11 protein-coding genes are annotated in these 16,286 nt (G+C 38.9%); 6 read left to right on the top strand and 5 right to left on the bottom strand.

What is annotated here, in order from left to right; all coding sequences use genetic code 11:
- Positions 1 to 5 precede the first annotated feature (5 nt).
- The gene (locus ACOVO2_RS07420; protein WP_421769369.1) at positions 6 to 758 is read left to right on the top strand and encodes a LytR/AlgR family response regulator transcription factor; all 753 of its coding nucleotides are present in this window, start codon (positions 6 to 8) and stop codon (positions 756 to 758) included.
- Between the two features lie 75 nt (positions 759 to 833).
- Here the strand turns inward: ACOVO2_RS07420 and ACOVO2_RS07415 are convergent, their stop codons facing one another.
- From ACOVO2_RS07415 to ACOVO2_RS07405, 3 genes are all read right to left on the bottom strand, one after another.
- Positions 834 to 1,529, bottom strand: coding sequence for a DsbA family oxidoreductase (locus ACOVO2_RS07415; protein ID WP_421769362.1), 696 nt, complete (start codon positions 1,527 to 1,529; stop codon positions 834 to 836).
- 155 nt (positions 1,530 to 1,684) lie between these two features.
- Complete coding sequence (locus ACOVO2_RS07410; RefSeq protein WP_421769361.1) at positions 1,685 to 2,752, bottom strand: mannose-1-phosphate guanylyltransferase; 1,068 nt, start codon at positions 2,750 to 2,752, stop codon at positions 1,685 to 1,687.
- A gap of 35 nt (positions 2,753 to 2,787) precedes the next feature.
- Positions 2,788 to 3,831, bottom strand: a complete 1,044-nt coding sequence (locus tag ACOVO2_RS07405) for a DUF3089 domain-containing protein (RefSeq protein ID WP_421769360.1) — start codon at positions 3,829 to 3,831, stop codon at positions 2,788 to 2,790.
- A 131-nt stretch (positions 3,832 to 3,962) separates the two neighbouring features.
- Here ACOVO2_RS07405 and ACOVO2_RS07400 point away from each other — a divergent pair, with 131 nt between their 5' ends.
- The 4 genes from ACOVO2_RS07400 to ACOVO2_RS07385 all read left to right on the top strand — a co-directional run bounded on the left by ACOVO2_RS07400 (position 3,963) and on the right by ACOVO2_RS07385 (position 11,758).
- On the top strand, positions 3,963 to 7,154 hold the full coding sequence (locus ACOVO2_RS07400; RefSeq protein ID WP_421769359.1) for a carboxypeptidase-like regulatory domain-containing protein: 3,192 nt from the start codon (positions 3,963 to 3,965) through the stop codon (positions 7,152 to 7,154).
- Between the two features lie 336 nt (positions 7,155 to 7,490).
- Positions 7,491 to 8,723 (top strand): NADP-dependent isocitrate dehydrogenase, encoded by a 1,233-nt coding sequence (locus ACOVO2_RS07395; protein ID WP_421769358.1) that lies wholly within the window; start codon positions 7,491 to 7,493, stop codon positions 8,721 to 8,723.
- A 164-nt stretch (positions 8,724 to 8,887) separates the two neighbouring features.
- Positions 8,888 to 10,723 (top strand): T9SS type A sorting domain-containing protein, encoded by a 1,836-nt coding sequence (locus ACOVO2_RS07390; protein ID WP_421769357.1) that lies wholly within the window; start codon positions 8,888 to 8,890, stop codon positions 10,721 to 10,723.
- A gap of 45 nt (positions 10,724 to 10,768) precedes the next feature.
- A complete protein-coding gene (locus ACOVO2_RS07385; RefSeq protein ID WP_421769356.1) occupies positions 10,769 to 11,758 on the top strand; it encodes a Gfo/Idh/MocA family protein in 990 nt (329 codons plus the stop codon).
- A 74-nt stretch (positions 11,759 to 11,832) separates the two neighbouring features.
- Here ACOVO2_RS07385 and ACOVO2_RS07380 read toward each other — a convergent pair whose 3' ends face one another.
- A complete protein-coding gene (locus ACOVO2_RS07380) occupies positions 11,833 to 12,252 on the bottom strand; it encodes a nucleoside-diphosphate kinase (protein ID WP_188767258.1) in 420 nt (139 codons plus the stop codon).
- 159 nt (positions 12,253 to 12,411) lie between these two features.
- A complete protein-coding gene (locus ACOVO2_RS07375; protein WP_421769355.1) occupies positions 12,412 to 14,607 on the bottom strand; it encodes a penicillin acylase family protein in 2,196 nt (731 codons plus the stop codon).
- 316 nt (positions 14,608 to 14,923) lie between these two features.
- Here ACOVO2_RS07375 and ACOVO2_RS07370 point away from each other — a divergent pair, with 316 nt between their 5' ends.
- Complete coding sequence (locus ACOVO2_RS07370; protein ID WP_421769354.1) at positions 14,924 to 16,081, top strand: hypothetical protein; 1,158 nt, start codon at positions 14,924 to 14,926, stop codon at positions 16,079 to 16,081.
- The last annotated feature ends 205 nt before the right edge of the window (positions 16,082 to 16,286 follow it).

Genomic DNA, 16,286 nt, shown 5'->3' with positions numbered 1-16,286 from the left:
AAAAAATGAAAACGATACTCATCGACGACGAACCTCTGGCAATTGGGCGTTTAAAAAGGCTTTTGGGCAAATTTGAAGATTTTGAAATAATTGCCGAAGCCAAAAACGGACAAGAAGGCCTCGAAAAAGTAACGCAACTAAAACCAGATGTGATTTTCTTGGACATAGAAATGCCCGAAATGACTGGTTTTGAAATGCTCGCCCAGCTTGATTTTATGCCTTTAGTGGTTTTTGCAACGGCTTATGACCAATATGCCATCAGAGCTTTTGAAGAAAATTCGATCGATTATTTACTTAAACCCATCGAAACCGAACGTTTGGAAAAAACTGTCGAGAAACTACGTAAATTAAAATCAAATTCGGGGAACAGTTCAGTAAATAATAGTCTTTTGCAGCTCATCGAACAATTCAAGCCCAAGAAAGACATTCATTCGATTTCGGTAAAATCAGGCGAGAAAATTTTGTTTATTCCGCTCACAGAAATTAGTTTTTTTGAAGCCGAAGACAAATACGTTTTCTTGAATACGACTGACGGAAAGCAATATTTGACCAATTATACAATAGCTTCATTGGAAGAAAAACTGCCAGAAAACTTCACAAGGGTTAGCCGCTCATCAATCATTAATTCTTTGCTGATCAAAGAGTTACAGAAGTATTTTAGCGGAAAATATTTAGTAATTATGCGAGACACAAAAGCTTCAAAAATAGAAACTGGCTCGGCTTATGGAGAAAATTTAAAGAAGTTGATGGAGATTTAAATTTCTTTCGGTGGTTGAGCGTATCGGGCAGCCGATGCTGTCGAAACCACCGAAAGAAAATCGCTTGTCTAAATATCAACAATTTTTCCCATCCACATCGCAAACCTCGCCAAGGGCTTCAACTGGCTGCATTTCAGCGGCAACTTTATTCAAAGTATCCAAAAATACGCTCGTTGGCTGAGCTCCACTGATGGCATATTTATTATTCAAAATGAAAAATGGTACACCAGAAACACCTAAATTCTGAAAATGCTTGATTTCTTGCGTAACGTGATAAGTGATTTCTTCATTAGCCAAAATACCCTCCGTTTTTTCACGTGGCCAACCAAAATCTTCCATGAAAGCGATGAGTTGCTCTTTTTCTGAAAAATCAATCCCGTCAGTAAAATACGCCTTAAAAAGTTTTTCTTCTAACTCGATTTGCCTTCCTTCTTCACGGGCAATGTGTAGCATTTTATGTAAAGGAATGGTATTGATGGCTTTGGGCATTTTATCAAAATCAAACTTGATACCCGCTTGCTCGCCTACTCCTACCACACGCTGAAACATTGGTTCGATTCGCTCTTTACTGCCAAATTTATTGAGGAAGTATTCTTCTTTATCAAGCCCTTCGGCTGGAATTGTTGGGTCAAGTTGGAAAGGATGCCAAGTAATCTCAACTGGCTGACTATCAAAGCTTTCGAGGGCTTTTTCTAAATGTTTTTTTCCGATATAGCACCACGGACACGCCACATCAGACACGATATCTATTTGCAAAGGTTTGTTGTTCATTCTGTATAATTATTTACGAATAAAACCTACGAAGCCAAAATTTGGTTCAAAAAAAGGGCTTCGATTAATCGAACCCCTCAATAAACATTTTGTTAACTCTTGACTAAAATCGCTTTAGACGACTCTGTGGACTATTGGCCGCAAATTGTTGACTACTACACAAACTCTTTGCCTTTTGCACCAGCCGCTGCCACAAATTCTTTTACTTTTTGCTCATCCTCCTTCTTGCAAATCATTAAGACATTATCGTATTCCGCCACGATATAGCCATCCAAACCATTTAATACAACCAGACGGTCTTTTGGCGTTTTTACAATACAATTCTTTGTATCATAAAGCATCACACTCGCATCAATAGCGTTTTCGTTTTCGTCTTTATCCGATATTTCGTAAAGAGATTTCCACGTACCTAGATCCGACCAACCGATATCTGAAAGCACAACAAAAACATTTTCGGCACGCTCCATAATACCGTTATCAATCGAAATATTTTTGCATTGTGGATAAGCTCTATTCAATGCGTCTGCTTCTCTTTCGGTGTAATAGTCTGCTTTAATTTCATCAAAAGCTTCGGCCATTTCTGGTAAAAATGCCTCAAAACACTTCTTGATTGCATTAACATTCCAAATAAAGATACCAGCATTCCAAACAAACTCACCACTTTCTACAAATTTCTTTGCCCATTCTAAGTTTGGTTTCTCGGTAAAAGTTACCACACGCTTAATATCTCCTTCTGAATCAGAAAATTGAATATAACCATACCCAGTATCAGGGCGAGTAGGCTTAATCCCCAGCGTAACCAATACATCATTTTTAGCAGAGAAATGCAACGCAATACTAATTCTTTTACGGAATTCCTCTTCTTTCAAAATAATATGGTCGGCAGGAGCAACAACAATATTGGCATTCGGGTTTTTAGCACCAATTTTATAGCACGCATAAGCAATACACGGAGCTGTATTTCGGCGATTGGGTTCGAGCAAAATTTGGTCGTCGCTCAGATATGGTAATTGATTCTTGGTTATCTCGTAGTATTCACTACTCGTAACAATATATATGTTTTCTTTCGGACAAATTCCATCAAAGCGTTCAACCGTTTGTTGAATCATTGTTTTGCCAATACCTAAGACATCATGAAATTGTTTTGGGTTTGTGCTTCGGCTAAACGGCCAGAACCTAGTTCCAACACCACCAGCCATAATAATTACGTAATTATCATTCATTGAATTAAACGCATAAAGTATTGACTTATATGTTATTACTGTTTATTTAAATATGCTTCTAAACGTAAAGCTACATTTTCTCTGATATTCATCCAAAAAAGATTTATATCTGCAATATGCCACACCTTTATATTGATAAAAGCTCTACCTCTAATATATGGCTTATTTATCCATAATACTCCTTTATGATTTTGTGCATCGGCAGCTTCTTTGACAAAAGTAAACTTATAACCAACGCCACCCTTATTGAGTTCTTTGGGGGCAAATTCTTCATCTAATTTCCAAGTAAGTGGGTTTGTACTCACAGCTGTACTGAGCCCTTCTTCATAATAATCTGGTAAATAATTTCTCGCATAAGTATTCCATGATACAAAACCACCGAATTCGTCAGCCGATTGACTTGGCTTGATATTCTCAAAAGTATCAGGTTGCGTAGCAATTCCAATTAAATAGGCTTGTACCAATTGTTTCTGAAGCGGTTTTCCATCAAAGAACTCTTTTAATAATCGTTTAGCGTGAACCGTTCCTTGGCTATGCGATGCAATAATGATTGGCCGACCTTGATTCCAGTTTTTTAGATAATATTCAAAAGCTGCTTTTATGTCTGAATAGGCTAAATCTAAGGCTTGTTTTTTATCGTCGGCGTTGGGTGTCAGAAAAGAATAATAATGTGCCTGACGATAACGAGGTGCATAAATTTTGCCCGAACCATTAAAAGCAGAGGCTTGATTTAGAATCGTTGAGTTATCGGTTTTTTCGTTCAATTCAGCATCATTCACATCGGCATTCCACTGATATTGATTTTTGGGTTCGTAGGTAAATGTTGTAGGGTGCAAAAAGAACACATCCGCTTTCGCATCCTTCTGATTGTCAGTCAGATTCGATTTTAAAGGTGTTTTATCTGCTTTATCTTCCATAGTTGGCAAGGCAGCCCAAGCACTATTCTGCATATAATCTGGAGCCGTTGGTGTGAATTGAGGGTTAAAATTCGATTTTAGTACAACCGAATTTTGGGCTACTATTTTCTCAGAAAAAATCAGCAAAAAATAAAATAAGGATAGAAAAATCGTCTTTTGCATTATATATAATTATTTTTTGTTAAAATTGTATGATTTTAATACAAACTAATAATAGTATGCTTGCATATTATTATTTTCTTTTCTATGTTTGACACAAAATTACGTTTTGTTAACCACTAACCAATATTCTCATGTACAAACTTTCCGTTAAAAAATGTTTGCTCGGAATATGCTGCTTTCTAATTACACAGCTTTCCTTTGCTCAAACAAAAGTGTCAGGAACAATTACCGATGCTACTACTAAAGAGCCTCTTATTGGAGTGAGTGTGCAGGTAAAAGGTAAAGTTGTAGGAACAATCACCAATTCAAAAGGTGAGTTTTCTTTTAATGTCTCTACACCGCCACCATTTACACTCCTTATTTCATCGGTTGGCTATGAAAGTCAGGAGATAAATGTATCGGGAAATAATGCTTCCATTAATATTGCTTTGAAAGAACAAGCAGTATTGGGTCAAGAAGTTGTAGTATCGGCTTCGAGGGTTGAAGAATCAGTTCTAAAATCTCCCGTGGCTGTTGAAAAAATGGACATTCGTACGATTCGTGAAACGGCTTCTCCTTCATTTTACGATGCTTTATCAAATATGAAAGGTATCGACATGACAACACAAGGTTTACTTTTCAAATCTATCAATATGCGTGGCTTTGGTGCTACTGGTAATCCTCGTACCGTACAAATGATTGATGGAATGGACAATCAAGCTCCTGGCTTAAATTTTCCTGTTGATAATATCGTGGGTATGCCTGAACTTGATGTTGAAAATGTAGAAGTTTTACCGGGTGCTGCTTCTGCACTTTATGGTCCTAATGCAATCAACGGATTGGTTTTAATGAATAGCAAAAGCCCATTCTTGTATCAAGGATTAAGTGCAACGCTTAAAACGGGGGTTATGAGTGCCAGCAACCGTGCCACTGCAACCACACCTTTCGGTGATTTTTCAATGCGTTATGCCAAGGCTTCAAAAAACAATAAATTTGCGTTTAAGGTAAACTTAGCTTATATCACAGCTAAAGATTGGGAGGCAACGGATTATACTAACCTAAATTTGGGTGGTGTGCAAAATGGCACAAGAGGAGCTGGAGTTGATACAGATTATGATGGTATGAACATTTATGGCGATGAAGTACAAGCCAATATGGGAACTGTATTAAATGGTTTATTAGGTGCAAGTTCACCGTTAACAGCCGCTCAAAAGGCAGGTATTCAAGCAGTATCATCAGCAGGCTTAATTCCAACATCTGCTAATATTAGTCGTACGGGTTTCTTGGAAAAAGATATGGTTGATTATAACACCAAATCGTTCAAAACAAATTTGGCTGCTCACTATCGTATTAATGATAAAGTAGAGTTAGTTGGTCAAGTAAACTATGGCTACGGAACAACGGTTTATACAGGAACGGGTAGATATTCGCTCCGTAATTTTAATTTGACACAAGCAAAAGTAGAATTAAGAGGAGATAACTTTACCTTGAGAGCCTACACAACTCAAGAGCGTTCGGGGCAGTCATATACCGCGGGTTTAGCAGCTGTGGCTATGCTGAATAGCGTAAAACCTCATGCAACATGGTTTGCTGAATATGTTGGTGCTTTTGCAGCCGCTCGTGGAGCAGGTCAGGCCGAAGATGCTGCTCATTTGACAGCAAGAGCAGCTGCTGATAAAGGTTTGCCAGCCGCAGGAACAGCCGAGTATAAAGCATTATTGGATAAATACCGTGATGCTGCTATTGTTGATGGAGGAGGAGCATTTTTGGATAAAACCAATCTCTATCATGCTGAAGGAGTTTATAACTTCAAAAATCAAGTAAAATTCATTGATTTATTAGCTGGTGCGAACGTACGTCAGTATAGTTTACGCTCTGATGGAACTTTGTTTGCTGATAAAAAAGAAGGACGTTCTGGAACAATTCCAATCAACGAGTACGGTGCTTTTGTACAAGCCGCAAAAAGTTTATTTAAAGACCACTTGAAACTTTCGGCCTCGATTCGCTACGATAAAAGCCAAAACTTCAAAGGTTTCTATACGCCAAGACTATCGGCTGTAGCAACTTTCGGTCAGCAAAACTTCCGTGCTTCTTATCAAACGGGTTATAGAATTCCGACTACGCAAAATCAGTACATTGACCTAAGAACACCGTCAGGTACTCTGATTGGTGGACAACCAGAATTTGATACAAGATATAACTTGGCCAATGGTGTAGATTTAGCTACATTGACAGCTTTCTCGGTAGCAGCTCCAACAGAAGCAAAAAATATAGCGGAAGGTAAAATTAGTGAAAACAAATATCTTACTGCTGATGTATTAGCAAAAGCACAAGCATATGCAACTGCGGCAGTAAATGCTCAGTTAGCTAACATTCAGGCATTAGTTACTGCTGGAGTACAAACTCAAGTTACGGCATTAGTTACTCCACAAATAAATGCTGCCGTAGCAGCAGGACAAATCCCAGCAAATCAAGCTGCTGCTGCAATTGCAGCAGAGGTTGCTCGCCAAATGGCTTCTCCAACAGTTCAAGCAACAATTCAGACGAATGTTCAAGCTACCGTCAGAAGCCAAATTGCTGCTGTTACTTCACAAGTTGCTCCAGCATTCGGCTTAGCTGCTTTGCCTAAATATAAAGTAGCTGCTTTACAACCAGAAAAAATTGAGTCTTATGAAATTGGCTACAAAGGTTTGATAGCCAAGAAGTTATTTATAGACTCGTATTTCTATACAAGTAAATACACCAATTTCATTGGTGGAACGGCCATCCTTGTACCAAAAGCAGCAGCAGCATTAGGATTACCAATCGAATCGGGCTTAGGCAGTGGTTCAACTCGTGAGGCTTATTCTCGTGTGGCTAATTCAAAAGAAATCATCAGAGTAAACGGGTTCGCAGTTAGTGCTAATTACACTATTACAAAAGGCTATAATGTAGGATTTAACTTTGCTCAAAATAACCTAAAAGACTTTACATCAAGCCCTGAGCAATTATATGCTGGATATAACACGCCAAAAAATCGTTATAACCTTAGTTTTGGTAAACGCATGAACAGTGGAGATAAGTTTGGATTTAATATCAATTTCAGACACCAAGATTCGTTTGTATGGCAAGCAAGTTTCAACCAGCCAACCACAACTGGTACAACCTCGTTTACGAATACAACCGTACCGAAAATCACAAACTTAGATGCACAGATAAGTTATAAACTCTCATCAATGAAGTCTATCATCAAATTGGGTGGAACAAATATCGGTGGTAAACCATACATTCAAGCCTTTGGTAGTGCAGCAGTTGGCTCAATGTATTACGTTGCCATTACGTTCGATGAATTATTGAACAAATAATAATGAACAAACGATTTTATTAATTTTCATAATTTTCTTTGGTTTAAGTCAGAAAAGAGCTTCCATTTGGAGGCTCTTTTTTTGTTTGATAGAATCTTAGAATATTTATGTAAATCAATTACCTTTGTGGCGGTAAAAAATTATTCATGTCAATTAAGGAATAAAATGGTGTTTTAGATGTCAAAAAGGAAGAACGTTGAGGTTTTTGAGATAATTAAAAACTATTGACGATTGACGATTGACAGTTGACTACTTTATTATTCCTTGTTATCGCCCCAAGACAATGAAATTAATATAAACTCAGTCTCCTCTTTGGGGTAAGGAGCATTTGGAAAAATGGCAAAAATCAAAGTAGCAAATCCAGTAGTTGAGTTAGATGGCGACGAAATGACTCGTATCATTTGGCGATTTATCAAAGAAAAATTAATTCTTCCTTACCTTGATGTTGATATCAAGTACTATGACCTCGGAATCGAGTATCGTGACGAAACTAACGACCAAGTAACAATTGATTCGGCAAATGCAATCAAACAATATGGCGTTGGTATCAAGTGTGCAACTATCACACCTGATGAAGCTCGTGTAAAAGAATTTAACTTGAAACAAATGTGGAAATCACCAAATGGAACTATCCGTAATATCTTGGATGGTACTGTTTTCCGTGAGCCAATCGTTTGTCAAAATGTTCCTCGTTTGGTTTCAAACTGGACTTCTCCAATCATCGTTGGACGCCACGCTTTTGGTGACCAATATCGTGCAACCGATTTCGTTGTGAAAGGTGCAGGTAAATTAACAATGAAATTTGAAGGCGAAGACGGAACTGTACAAGAATACGAAATCTACAACTACAAAGGTGGTGGTGTAGCAATGGGTATGTACAACACCGACGAGTCAATCCGTGGGTTTGCTCACTCGTGTTTCAATGTAGCACTAAACAAAAAATGGCCTTTGTATCTTTCTACAAAAAATACAATTTTGAAGAAATACGATGGTCGTTTCAAAGATATTTTTGAAGAAATCTACCAAGCAGACTACAAAGCTAAGTTTGAAGCAGCGGGAATCGTTTACGAACACCGTTTGATTGATGACATGGTTGCTTCTGCTTTGAAATGGAATGGTTCGTTTGTTTGGGCTTGTAAAAACTACGACGGCGACGTTCAGTCTGACTCAGTAGCACAAGGTTTTGGTTCATTGGGTTTGATGACATCAGTACTCGTTACGCCAGATGGCCAAACAATGGAAGCTGAAGCTGCTCACGGAACTGTAACTCGTCACTACCGTGACCACCAAGCTGGAAAACCAACTTCAACAAACCCAATTGCCTCTATCTTTGCTTGGACTCGTGGTTTAGAGTTCCGTGGTAAATTAGATGGTAACCAAGAGTTAATTGATTTCTGCCAAGCTTTAGAGCAAGTTTGTGTTGAAACAGTTGAGTCGGGTAAAATGACAAAAGATTTAGCTGTTTGTATTCACGGAAATAAAGTGAAACACGGAGAGCATTATCTTTATACAGAAGAATTCTTAGAGGCTATCGACCAAAATTTAAAGGCGAAATTAGCTGCAAAGTAATAATAAACCCCTCTATAAAAACCCAGATGCCTCGACTGTAACGGTTGGGGCATTCTTTTTTGTGGTTTGTGGTACGAAGTTTGTTGCTTTTTTCGGGAATTCGCTTCCCCAATAGACGTAAAATGAGGTTTTTTCTGATAATTTTATTTTTGGCTTTCCAAAAATTGTCTTTTGCCCAAAACTTAGCCATTCATTGGCAAAAAAGTTTGGGTGGAAAAAATAATGAATATGCTTATGCCACTACACCCACGGCAGATGGAGGGTATGTGATAGTAGGTTCGACAAATAATAATAAAGATGGCGATGTACCGGCTTCAAAGGCCTACAGTGGGGTAGGAGGAAGCGACATTTGGGTTGTTAAGCTCAATAATTGGGGCGAAATCGAATGGTCTAAAACATTTGGTGGCACACAGGCAGATATTGCGACCGATGTTTTGGAAACAAAAGATAAAGGGATTTTACTTGTTGCTACAACAAGTTCCACAGATGGAGAAGCCACAGGAAACGGCTCTCGTGGCGGCTTAATTCTTCTAAAACTAAAAACCGATGGCTCAATAGAGTGGAGAAAAGTAATTGCCAGCGGATATAGCATTGGCGAAATTTCATTTGCAAGAGCCGATGCCAACTCTAAACCATCAATCAAACCAACTGCCGATGGCGGATATATTCTCGGAGCTACAATTAACCCTGTAAATACAACCGATTTTTGGCTATCGAAACTCAACGCAACTGGTGATATTCAGTGGACAAGAACATATGGAAGTGTCTCAAATGATTCTATGAATGAAGTCATTGCTTGTGCTGATGGCGGTTTTCTGATGGTTGGAGGAACCGAAGCTTCAAATCTTGAAATATCAGGGGCTGGAAAAGGTTTTATTGATTTTTGTATCATGAAAACAGACGCTACTGGCCGACTGTTGTGGCAAAGAGCTTTGGGTGGAACTAATTTAGACATTGCTTATTCGGCCATTGAAACAACCGATAATGCTTATATAATTGTAGGAGAAACCAATTCTACTAATGGTGATATGACGCCAAATCTTGGGCAGAAAGATGGTGTTTTAGCAAAATATTCTGCTGTTGAGGGGAGATTGCTTTGGAAAGTGCTGACTGGCGGTGATGATATTGACGGACTTTACACTATAAAAAAAGCAAGTACGGGCAAACTCTTTGCGATGGGAATGAGCAGTTCGGTTATTGGAAAAGTAAAACCTAGTGGGCCAGTAGGCGACATTTGGGTGGTAAATATCGAAAACTCAGGAGTAATAAGTAGCCACGCAATGTTCGGCGGAGCTGATACCGATATCGCTCGTGGAGCTTTTCCAATAGCAGATGGTGGATTTGTTATTGCAGGAAACTCTGACTCTGTTGATGGAGATGTGACCGAAAATAAGGGAGGAACTGATTTTTGGGCTTTAAAAATTGGAAATCAGTTACCAGTTGATATTAGAACCTATACCATAACTATTACTCCTGAACAATTTGTAAAAGTCGCTTGGGAAACTTCGACCGAGGTACAATCGAAAAATTTCATAGTTGAACGAAGTATTGATGGAAGCAAATTTACTATTTTAGGACAAGTACTTGCTGCGGCAAACTCTACAACAAAAAAATCGTATTCTTATATCGACCAAAGGCCATTCTTAGGTAAAAACTATTATCGATTGAAATTCTATGATGCTTCGGGAAAAGAGTTTATCTACAAAACGCTCACTGTAACTGTTTCAATTTTGGGTGAAGAAGTAAATCTTTCAGAGCAAAAAATCAGAATTTCACCAAATCCTGTTGTGAACGAAAGCTTTTTTGTTGAAACACTTGATAAATCTGTATCGAATATTCGATTACTAAATTTACTCGGTTTACCGATTCCAATCGAGAGTGTTGTGCTTAATAATCAAAAAACACTTATTTCTCTACCCAAAAACACCCATTCGGGTTTATATTTCCTCGTTTTTGAAATAGGAGAGACCCAATTCACCGAAAAAATAATTATCCAATAAAACGTTTTTTCTTTAATTTAGCTTTCTAATAGAAACTAATTTAAGATGAAAAAAAATATTAAGTGGGGAATTATTGGTGTTGGAAAAATTGCTGAAAAGTTTGCAACCGATTTGAAGTCAGTAAAAAACTCTCAACTGCACGCCGTTGCTTCTTCTTCCTCGCTCGAACGAGCCAAAGACTTTGCCGAACGCTACGATGCCCTCCATTTTTACGATTCATATGAGAGTATCTTCCAAACTCCCGATTTAGATGCTATTTATATTGCCACACCACATACTTCGCATGCCGAGAATACGCTTTTGTGTTTGAAGCATAAAGTGCCTGTTTTGTGCGAAAAACCATTTGCCATGAATTTAAAGCAAGTGCAAACGATGGTTGAAGCTGCCCGTGAAAACGATACTTTTTTGATGGAAGCTATGTGGACTCGCTTTATTCCAGCGATTCAGAAAACATTAGATTTAATTGCCGAAGGACGTATCGGAAAAGTTCGAAACATACAAGCTGACTTTGGTTTTAATGCTCCTTTCTTGCCTGAAAAACGATTATTGAATCCTAATTTGGGTGGTGGTGCTTTACTCGATATTGGTATTTATCCAGCTTATTTGAGCTTACTATTATTGGGTTATCCTTCAGAAATTCAAGCGATTAGTAATTTTGGAGAAACAGGAATCGACGAAACTACGAGTTTTGTGCTGGGCTATAAAAACGAATCAACCGCCAATTTGAGTTGTACGCTCAAATCACGCACACGTACTGAAGCGTTGATTTACGGCGAAAATGGTTATATCCATATCGAAGGCCGATTTATGGAAGCGAAACGAATTACACTCTACGAAACGGATAAAAAGCCTGTGAAATTTAATTTTCCACGCAAAACGTTTGGCTATAATTTCGAGATTGAAGAAGTAAATGCTTGTTTGAGAGCAGGAATGAAAGAAAGCGAAAAAATGCCACTTTCGATGAGTGTTAAGCTGATAAGTCTGTTAGATGAAATCAGACAAAAGGCAGGAATTATTTATGCTGGAATAGACTGAGGTAGTCAATGGTCAACAGACAACGGTCGATAGAAAAAACTGTCGTCCGTCGTCTATTGACTATAGTCTAAAAATCAATATTGCTCAATAGCTCCAAAGAAAAATGAGCCTTCAATAGCTGCATTTTCGTCTGAATCTGAACCGTGAATGGCATTTTCGCCCATTGATTTTGCATATTTTTTACGAATCGTTCCTTCTTCGGCATTCGCTGGATTTGTTGCACCAATCAATGCACGGAAATCTGCTACTGCGTTTTCTTTCTCCAAAATCATCGGAACGATTGGGCCAGAAGACATCATTTCGCATAATTCGCCATAAAAGGGTCTTTCTTTATGTACTTCATAGAATTTACCTGCTTGTGCTGCCGATAATTGTGTTTTTTTCATTGCCACGATTCTGAAACCTGCCGCCTCAATCATCGCCGTAATTCCACCAATGTGGTTATCTGCCACAGCATGTGGCTTAATCATGGTGAATGTTCTGTTTGTTGCCATGTGATAATATTTCGTTTAATATTTTTTACAAAATTACTTATTTTTCTTTGATTGTGAGCATTCAATGTTGTTTTGTACGAGAAGTTTCTCAACTATCTACTCCTCAAATAAAATAAGAAAAATGGTTTTGACTGAAAAAATAGTTGATAAAAACAGGTTTTACTCCCCAGGATGATACGTACGCTCGGCATTTTTCAGTACATCTTCTTTGTAGAAAAGTACCTCTTTAAATTTACCCTTGGTGTACATTTCGAGCTGGTCATTGAAATGTTTTGATGTTGGGTCACCGCTCTCGCCGCCTGCCAATAACGATTTTGCTTTGATTTTCGGGCCAAACTCAACGGCACAAATGAAGCTATTGCCACTTACACCGTAGCGTTTTTGGGTAGATGGATAATAACGGCTATTATACGAAGGTAACATTCCCCACAATGCCGAAGCAAAACCTACTGGCACGCTTGGCTGTGCATCATCGTATTTTTGCTGAATATCTGACGAAATTCTTTGGTAACGGTTGATTTCTCCCCACGGCATCTGCCATTTGCCAAATTTCTTTTTCAAGTCATTGACCACAGTCAATAATGGCGGTAAAACCTGCTCAGGTGTGGCCGATGCAGCAAATCTTTTCACATTCGCTACTTGGTCGTCTTCACCTTCGTCGATGTATAATTTTTGTAAAGTATTACTCAATTTTCCTGCCCATTCAATTGCCAAAGTGGTAGCCACCGAAGTTTCTGATGAATGATAATTCCATTTTTTTAATTCAGCAATTGGCTCGCTCAAAGCAGCATAAAGCGAATCGGTAGGTTTTACGTTCTTGTCGAAAACATTAATCAACGACGGAATCAAGACCTCAAAAGCCGCCAAATTTGTATCATAACCTGCCGCAATTACTTTATCAATTGTGTAGCTTTTTTCTTTATCCAAAACTTTCACGGCGTTTACTCCTCTAAAATTCTCTCCGTCGGGTGCCATGTATGGTGGAAAATCGGCTTTTTTCGGACTCATCGCACCCGCCGCCGAAAATGGCGTTGAATTACAATTTTGTAGCCACCCATTCGCTGGATTATAGACATGAACCGTTTCATCGACTGTATGTAAACCTTTCCATTCGGTGGCAGACGTACTTCCATCAATTACCTTTGCCCAATTGAGTTTGCGGTCACGCACAGGCACAAAGTTTCCGTGCCAATAAGCAATATTTCCTTTATTATCGGCAAAAACGGTGCTGTTTGAAGTATTCGCTCGTAAATCCATCGTTTTTTTGTAGTCTTCAAAACCTTTGGCTTTTGTTCGTTTCCAACTCTGAATCAGACTCGTCATTGAGCGATTATACGATTTTAGGCTAATCCATTGGTCGTTACGTTTCGCCATTATTGGGCCGTGATGCGTAGCATAAGTCGTAAAAATTTTGGTTTTTAGTCCATCGCCATCTTTGTAACTAATGCTTATTTTTTTCTCGGTAACTGGCTTTAATTGTTTATCATACTCATAAAAATACTTATCACCTTTTTTCGTAATTTTCTCGGCATAAACATCGGCTACATCTACATTGCACGAAGTATGCATCCAACCACAATAATCGTTAAAGCCTTGATAAACAAACATTTGTCCCCAAGTTACGGCACCGTAAGCATTCAAGCCTTCTTCGCTCGTTACTTGTACTTCGGGTCTGAAATAAAATGTTACGTGCGGATTGATATATAAAATGGCATTTCCTGAAGCCGTAATTTTAGGCGAAAAAGCAAATCCATTGGAGCCAGTTTGATTTTCGGGGTCTTTAGGTTCGGCAGTGTAAGTAACTTTATCGCCCGAATAAAAATTCTTCAATTCGGCCGTTGTAATATCTGCTGTGCTGATTGCTCCGATACTTCCATCAGTCCACAAAAGTGGATACCACGGCTTGAAGCGAGTCAGCATAGCAGGTTTTGTGTTGGGGTGCGTGTGTAGATAGAAATTGATACCATCGGCGTAGGCATTGAGTAGTTTTTTCATCCACGGCTCGGCTTTGTTATAATCGGCAATGGCATCGGTGGTATCAATCAATAGTTTTATTTGTAAATCATCGTAGAGGCTTGCTTCGCCTTTAATTTCCGACATTCTGCCCAATTTTTCGATATAATTCATTTCTACTCGCTTGAAATCGTCTTCGCATTGAGCATAGAGTAATCCAAAAACGGCATCAGCATCTGATTTACCATAAATATGCGGAATCCCCCAATTATCTCGAATGATATTTACTCGCTTGGCTTGCTGCTGAAAACGAGCAATTTCGGCAGCCGAAAATTTACTTGAAACAGTTTTTTGGGCGAATAATGAAAGTGACAGTAAAAAAAGTAAACAGAAAGATTTCATAAAAAGGCTTATGCGTTTGAGTGATGAAAAATGCTTTAACAAACATACACAAAATTGTAAATAAGATTGAAAAGTAAGTCAGGTTTTTAGCCTGTTAGATAGCCTATGTTTAAAAATAGATTTTGCACGGTTGATAGGTTAAAAACTGGTCCTACAATATTGCAAAAAAATCATTAATAAATTTATTTAATAAGCTTATTATCAATTGCTTATAGTAATGTAAAACCCATTAACAATCAATTAACAAAACGATAGCAAACCTTTTGATACCTTTCTGCATCTAAAGTATAAATTAACAATATAATTATATAAGACGATGAGAAATTTCATGATAGCCGCAATGATGGTATTCGCTACTATTCTTTCGGCAAATGCACAATATGGTGGTGTTTATGATAACTATGGTAATGGTTACGGCTATGATGATGACCGATACTACTACGATGATGAATTTGACTGGCACTGGGACATCAGAGTGCGTATCAGCAATGGTATTCAGAATGGACTCATCACTCGTAATGAAGCCAATCGTCTGTATCGTCGCTTAGAGGATGTGGAGCGTAAAGAATATGCTTACTTATCAGATGGAATATTTAACCGTTGGGAGCAGCAAGAAATCTGGGACGATGTGGCGTATCTCAACCGCCAAGTTGGTATTGAACTATATGATTTCGACCGCAGATTCTACGGATTTGATATGGCTTGGAACGACCTTCGTGGATATCCTCGTTGGTACTATCAAGGTGGATTTGATTTCTACCGTTTCGACCGCCGTGGCTTTGGTAACATTCGTTTAGGATATACGCCTCGCCCAAATTATAATGGTTGGTATAGAAACGACCGAAATCGTGTAGGTCGTGAATATTACAGCGAGCGTAGCCGTTATCGCAGCAATAATAATTCTCGTAGTTATGAAGGCGGTCGCTACGACAACCGTACATCAAGAGATTGGAATAACAATGGTCGCTCATCGAGAGATGGCTACGACAATAATCGTAATTCCCGCCCCGACTGGAATAATAACGAGCGAGGCTCAAGAAGCAACGACAACGGCCGAAGCAGTCGCCCAGATTGGAACAATAATGAGCGTGGTTCGAGAAGCGGTAGTGAAAACTCACCCGTAACTCCTACTGACCGCAGCCCACGTGACAGCGGTCGCCCAGATTGGAACAACAATGAGCGTGGTTCGAGAGGTGGAAGCGAAAACTCACCTGTAACTCCTACTGACCGCAGCCCACGTGACAACGGTAACGATTCGAGAAACAACCGCCCAAATACAGGCGAAAGTCGTTCGGATAATTACGGTCGTGGCAGTGGTGCAGAGTCGAGCCGTAGTGAGCGTAGTATGCCCAACACATCAGAAAGTAATCGTGGTCGTGGCGAACGTAGTGCAGAAAGCAACCGTACCGAACGTAGCGAAAGACCTTCAACCGACGGAGGCGGCCGTAGCGAGGGTAGAGGCAGAAGAAATTAGAGTATCTCGGAATAAAAGCAAAAAGGGTCAAGGTTGTAATATCTTGACCCTTTTTCATATAAGGCAGATAACTTTGCTGGAAAATAATCATTTTAAATTGCCACCCGCTTTAGCTGGTGGATACTATAAATTTATTTCCTTATGGCTTCAGCCAAAATACTGTGTAAGCTTCGGCTAAAGCCAAACATGACAATTTTTAATTTAT

It is taken from the genome of Emticicia sp. (genome assembly GCF_049241225.1).
GTDB lineage: Bacteria > Bacteroidota > Bacteroidia > Cytophagales > Spirosomataceae > Emticicia.
This window is presented reverse-complemented; position numbering and strand designations above follow the sequence as displayed.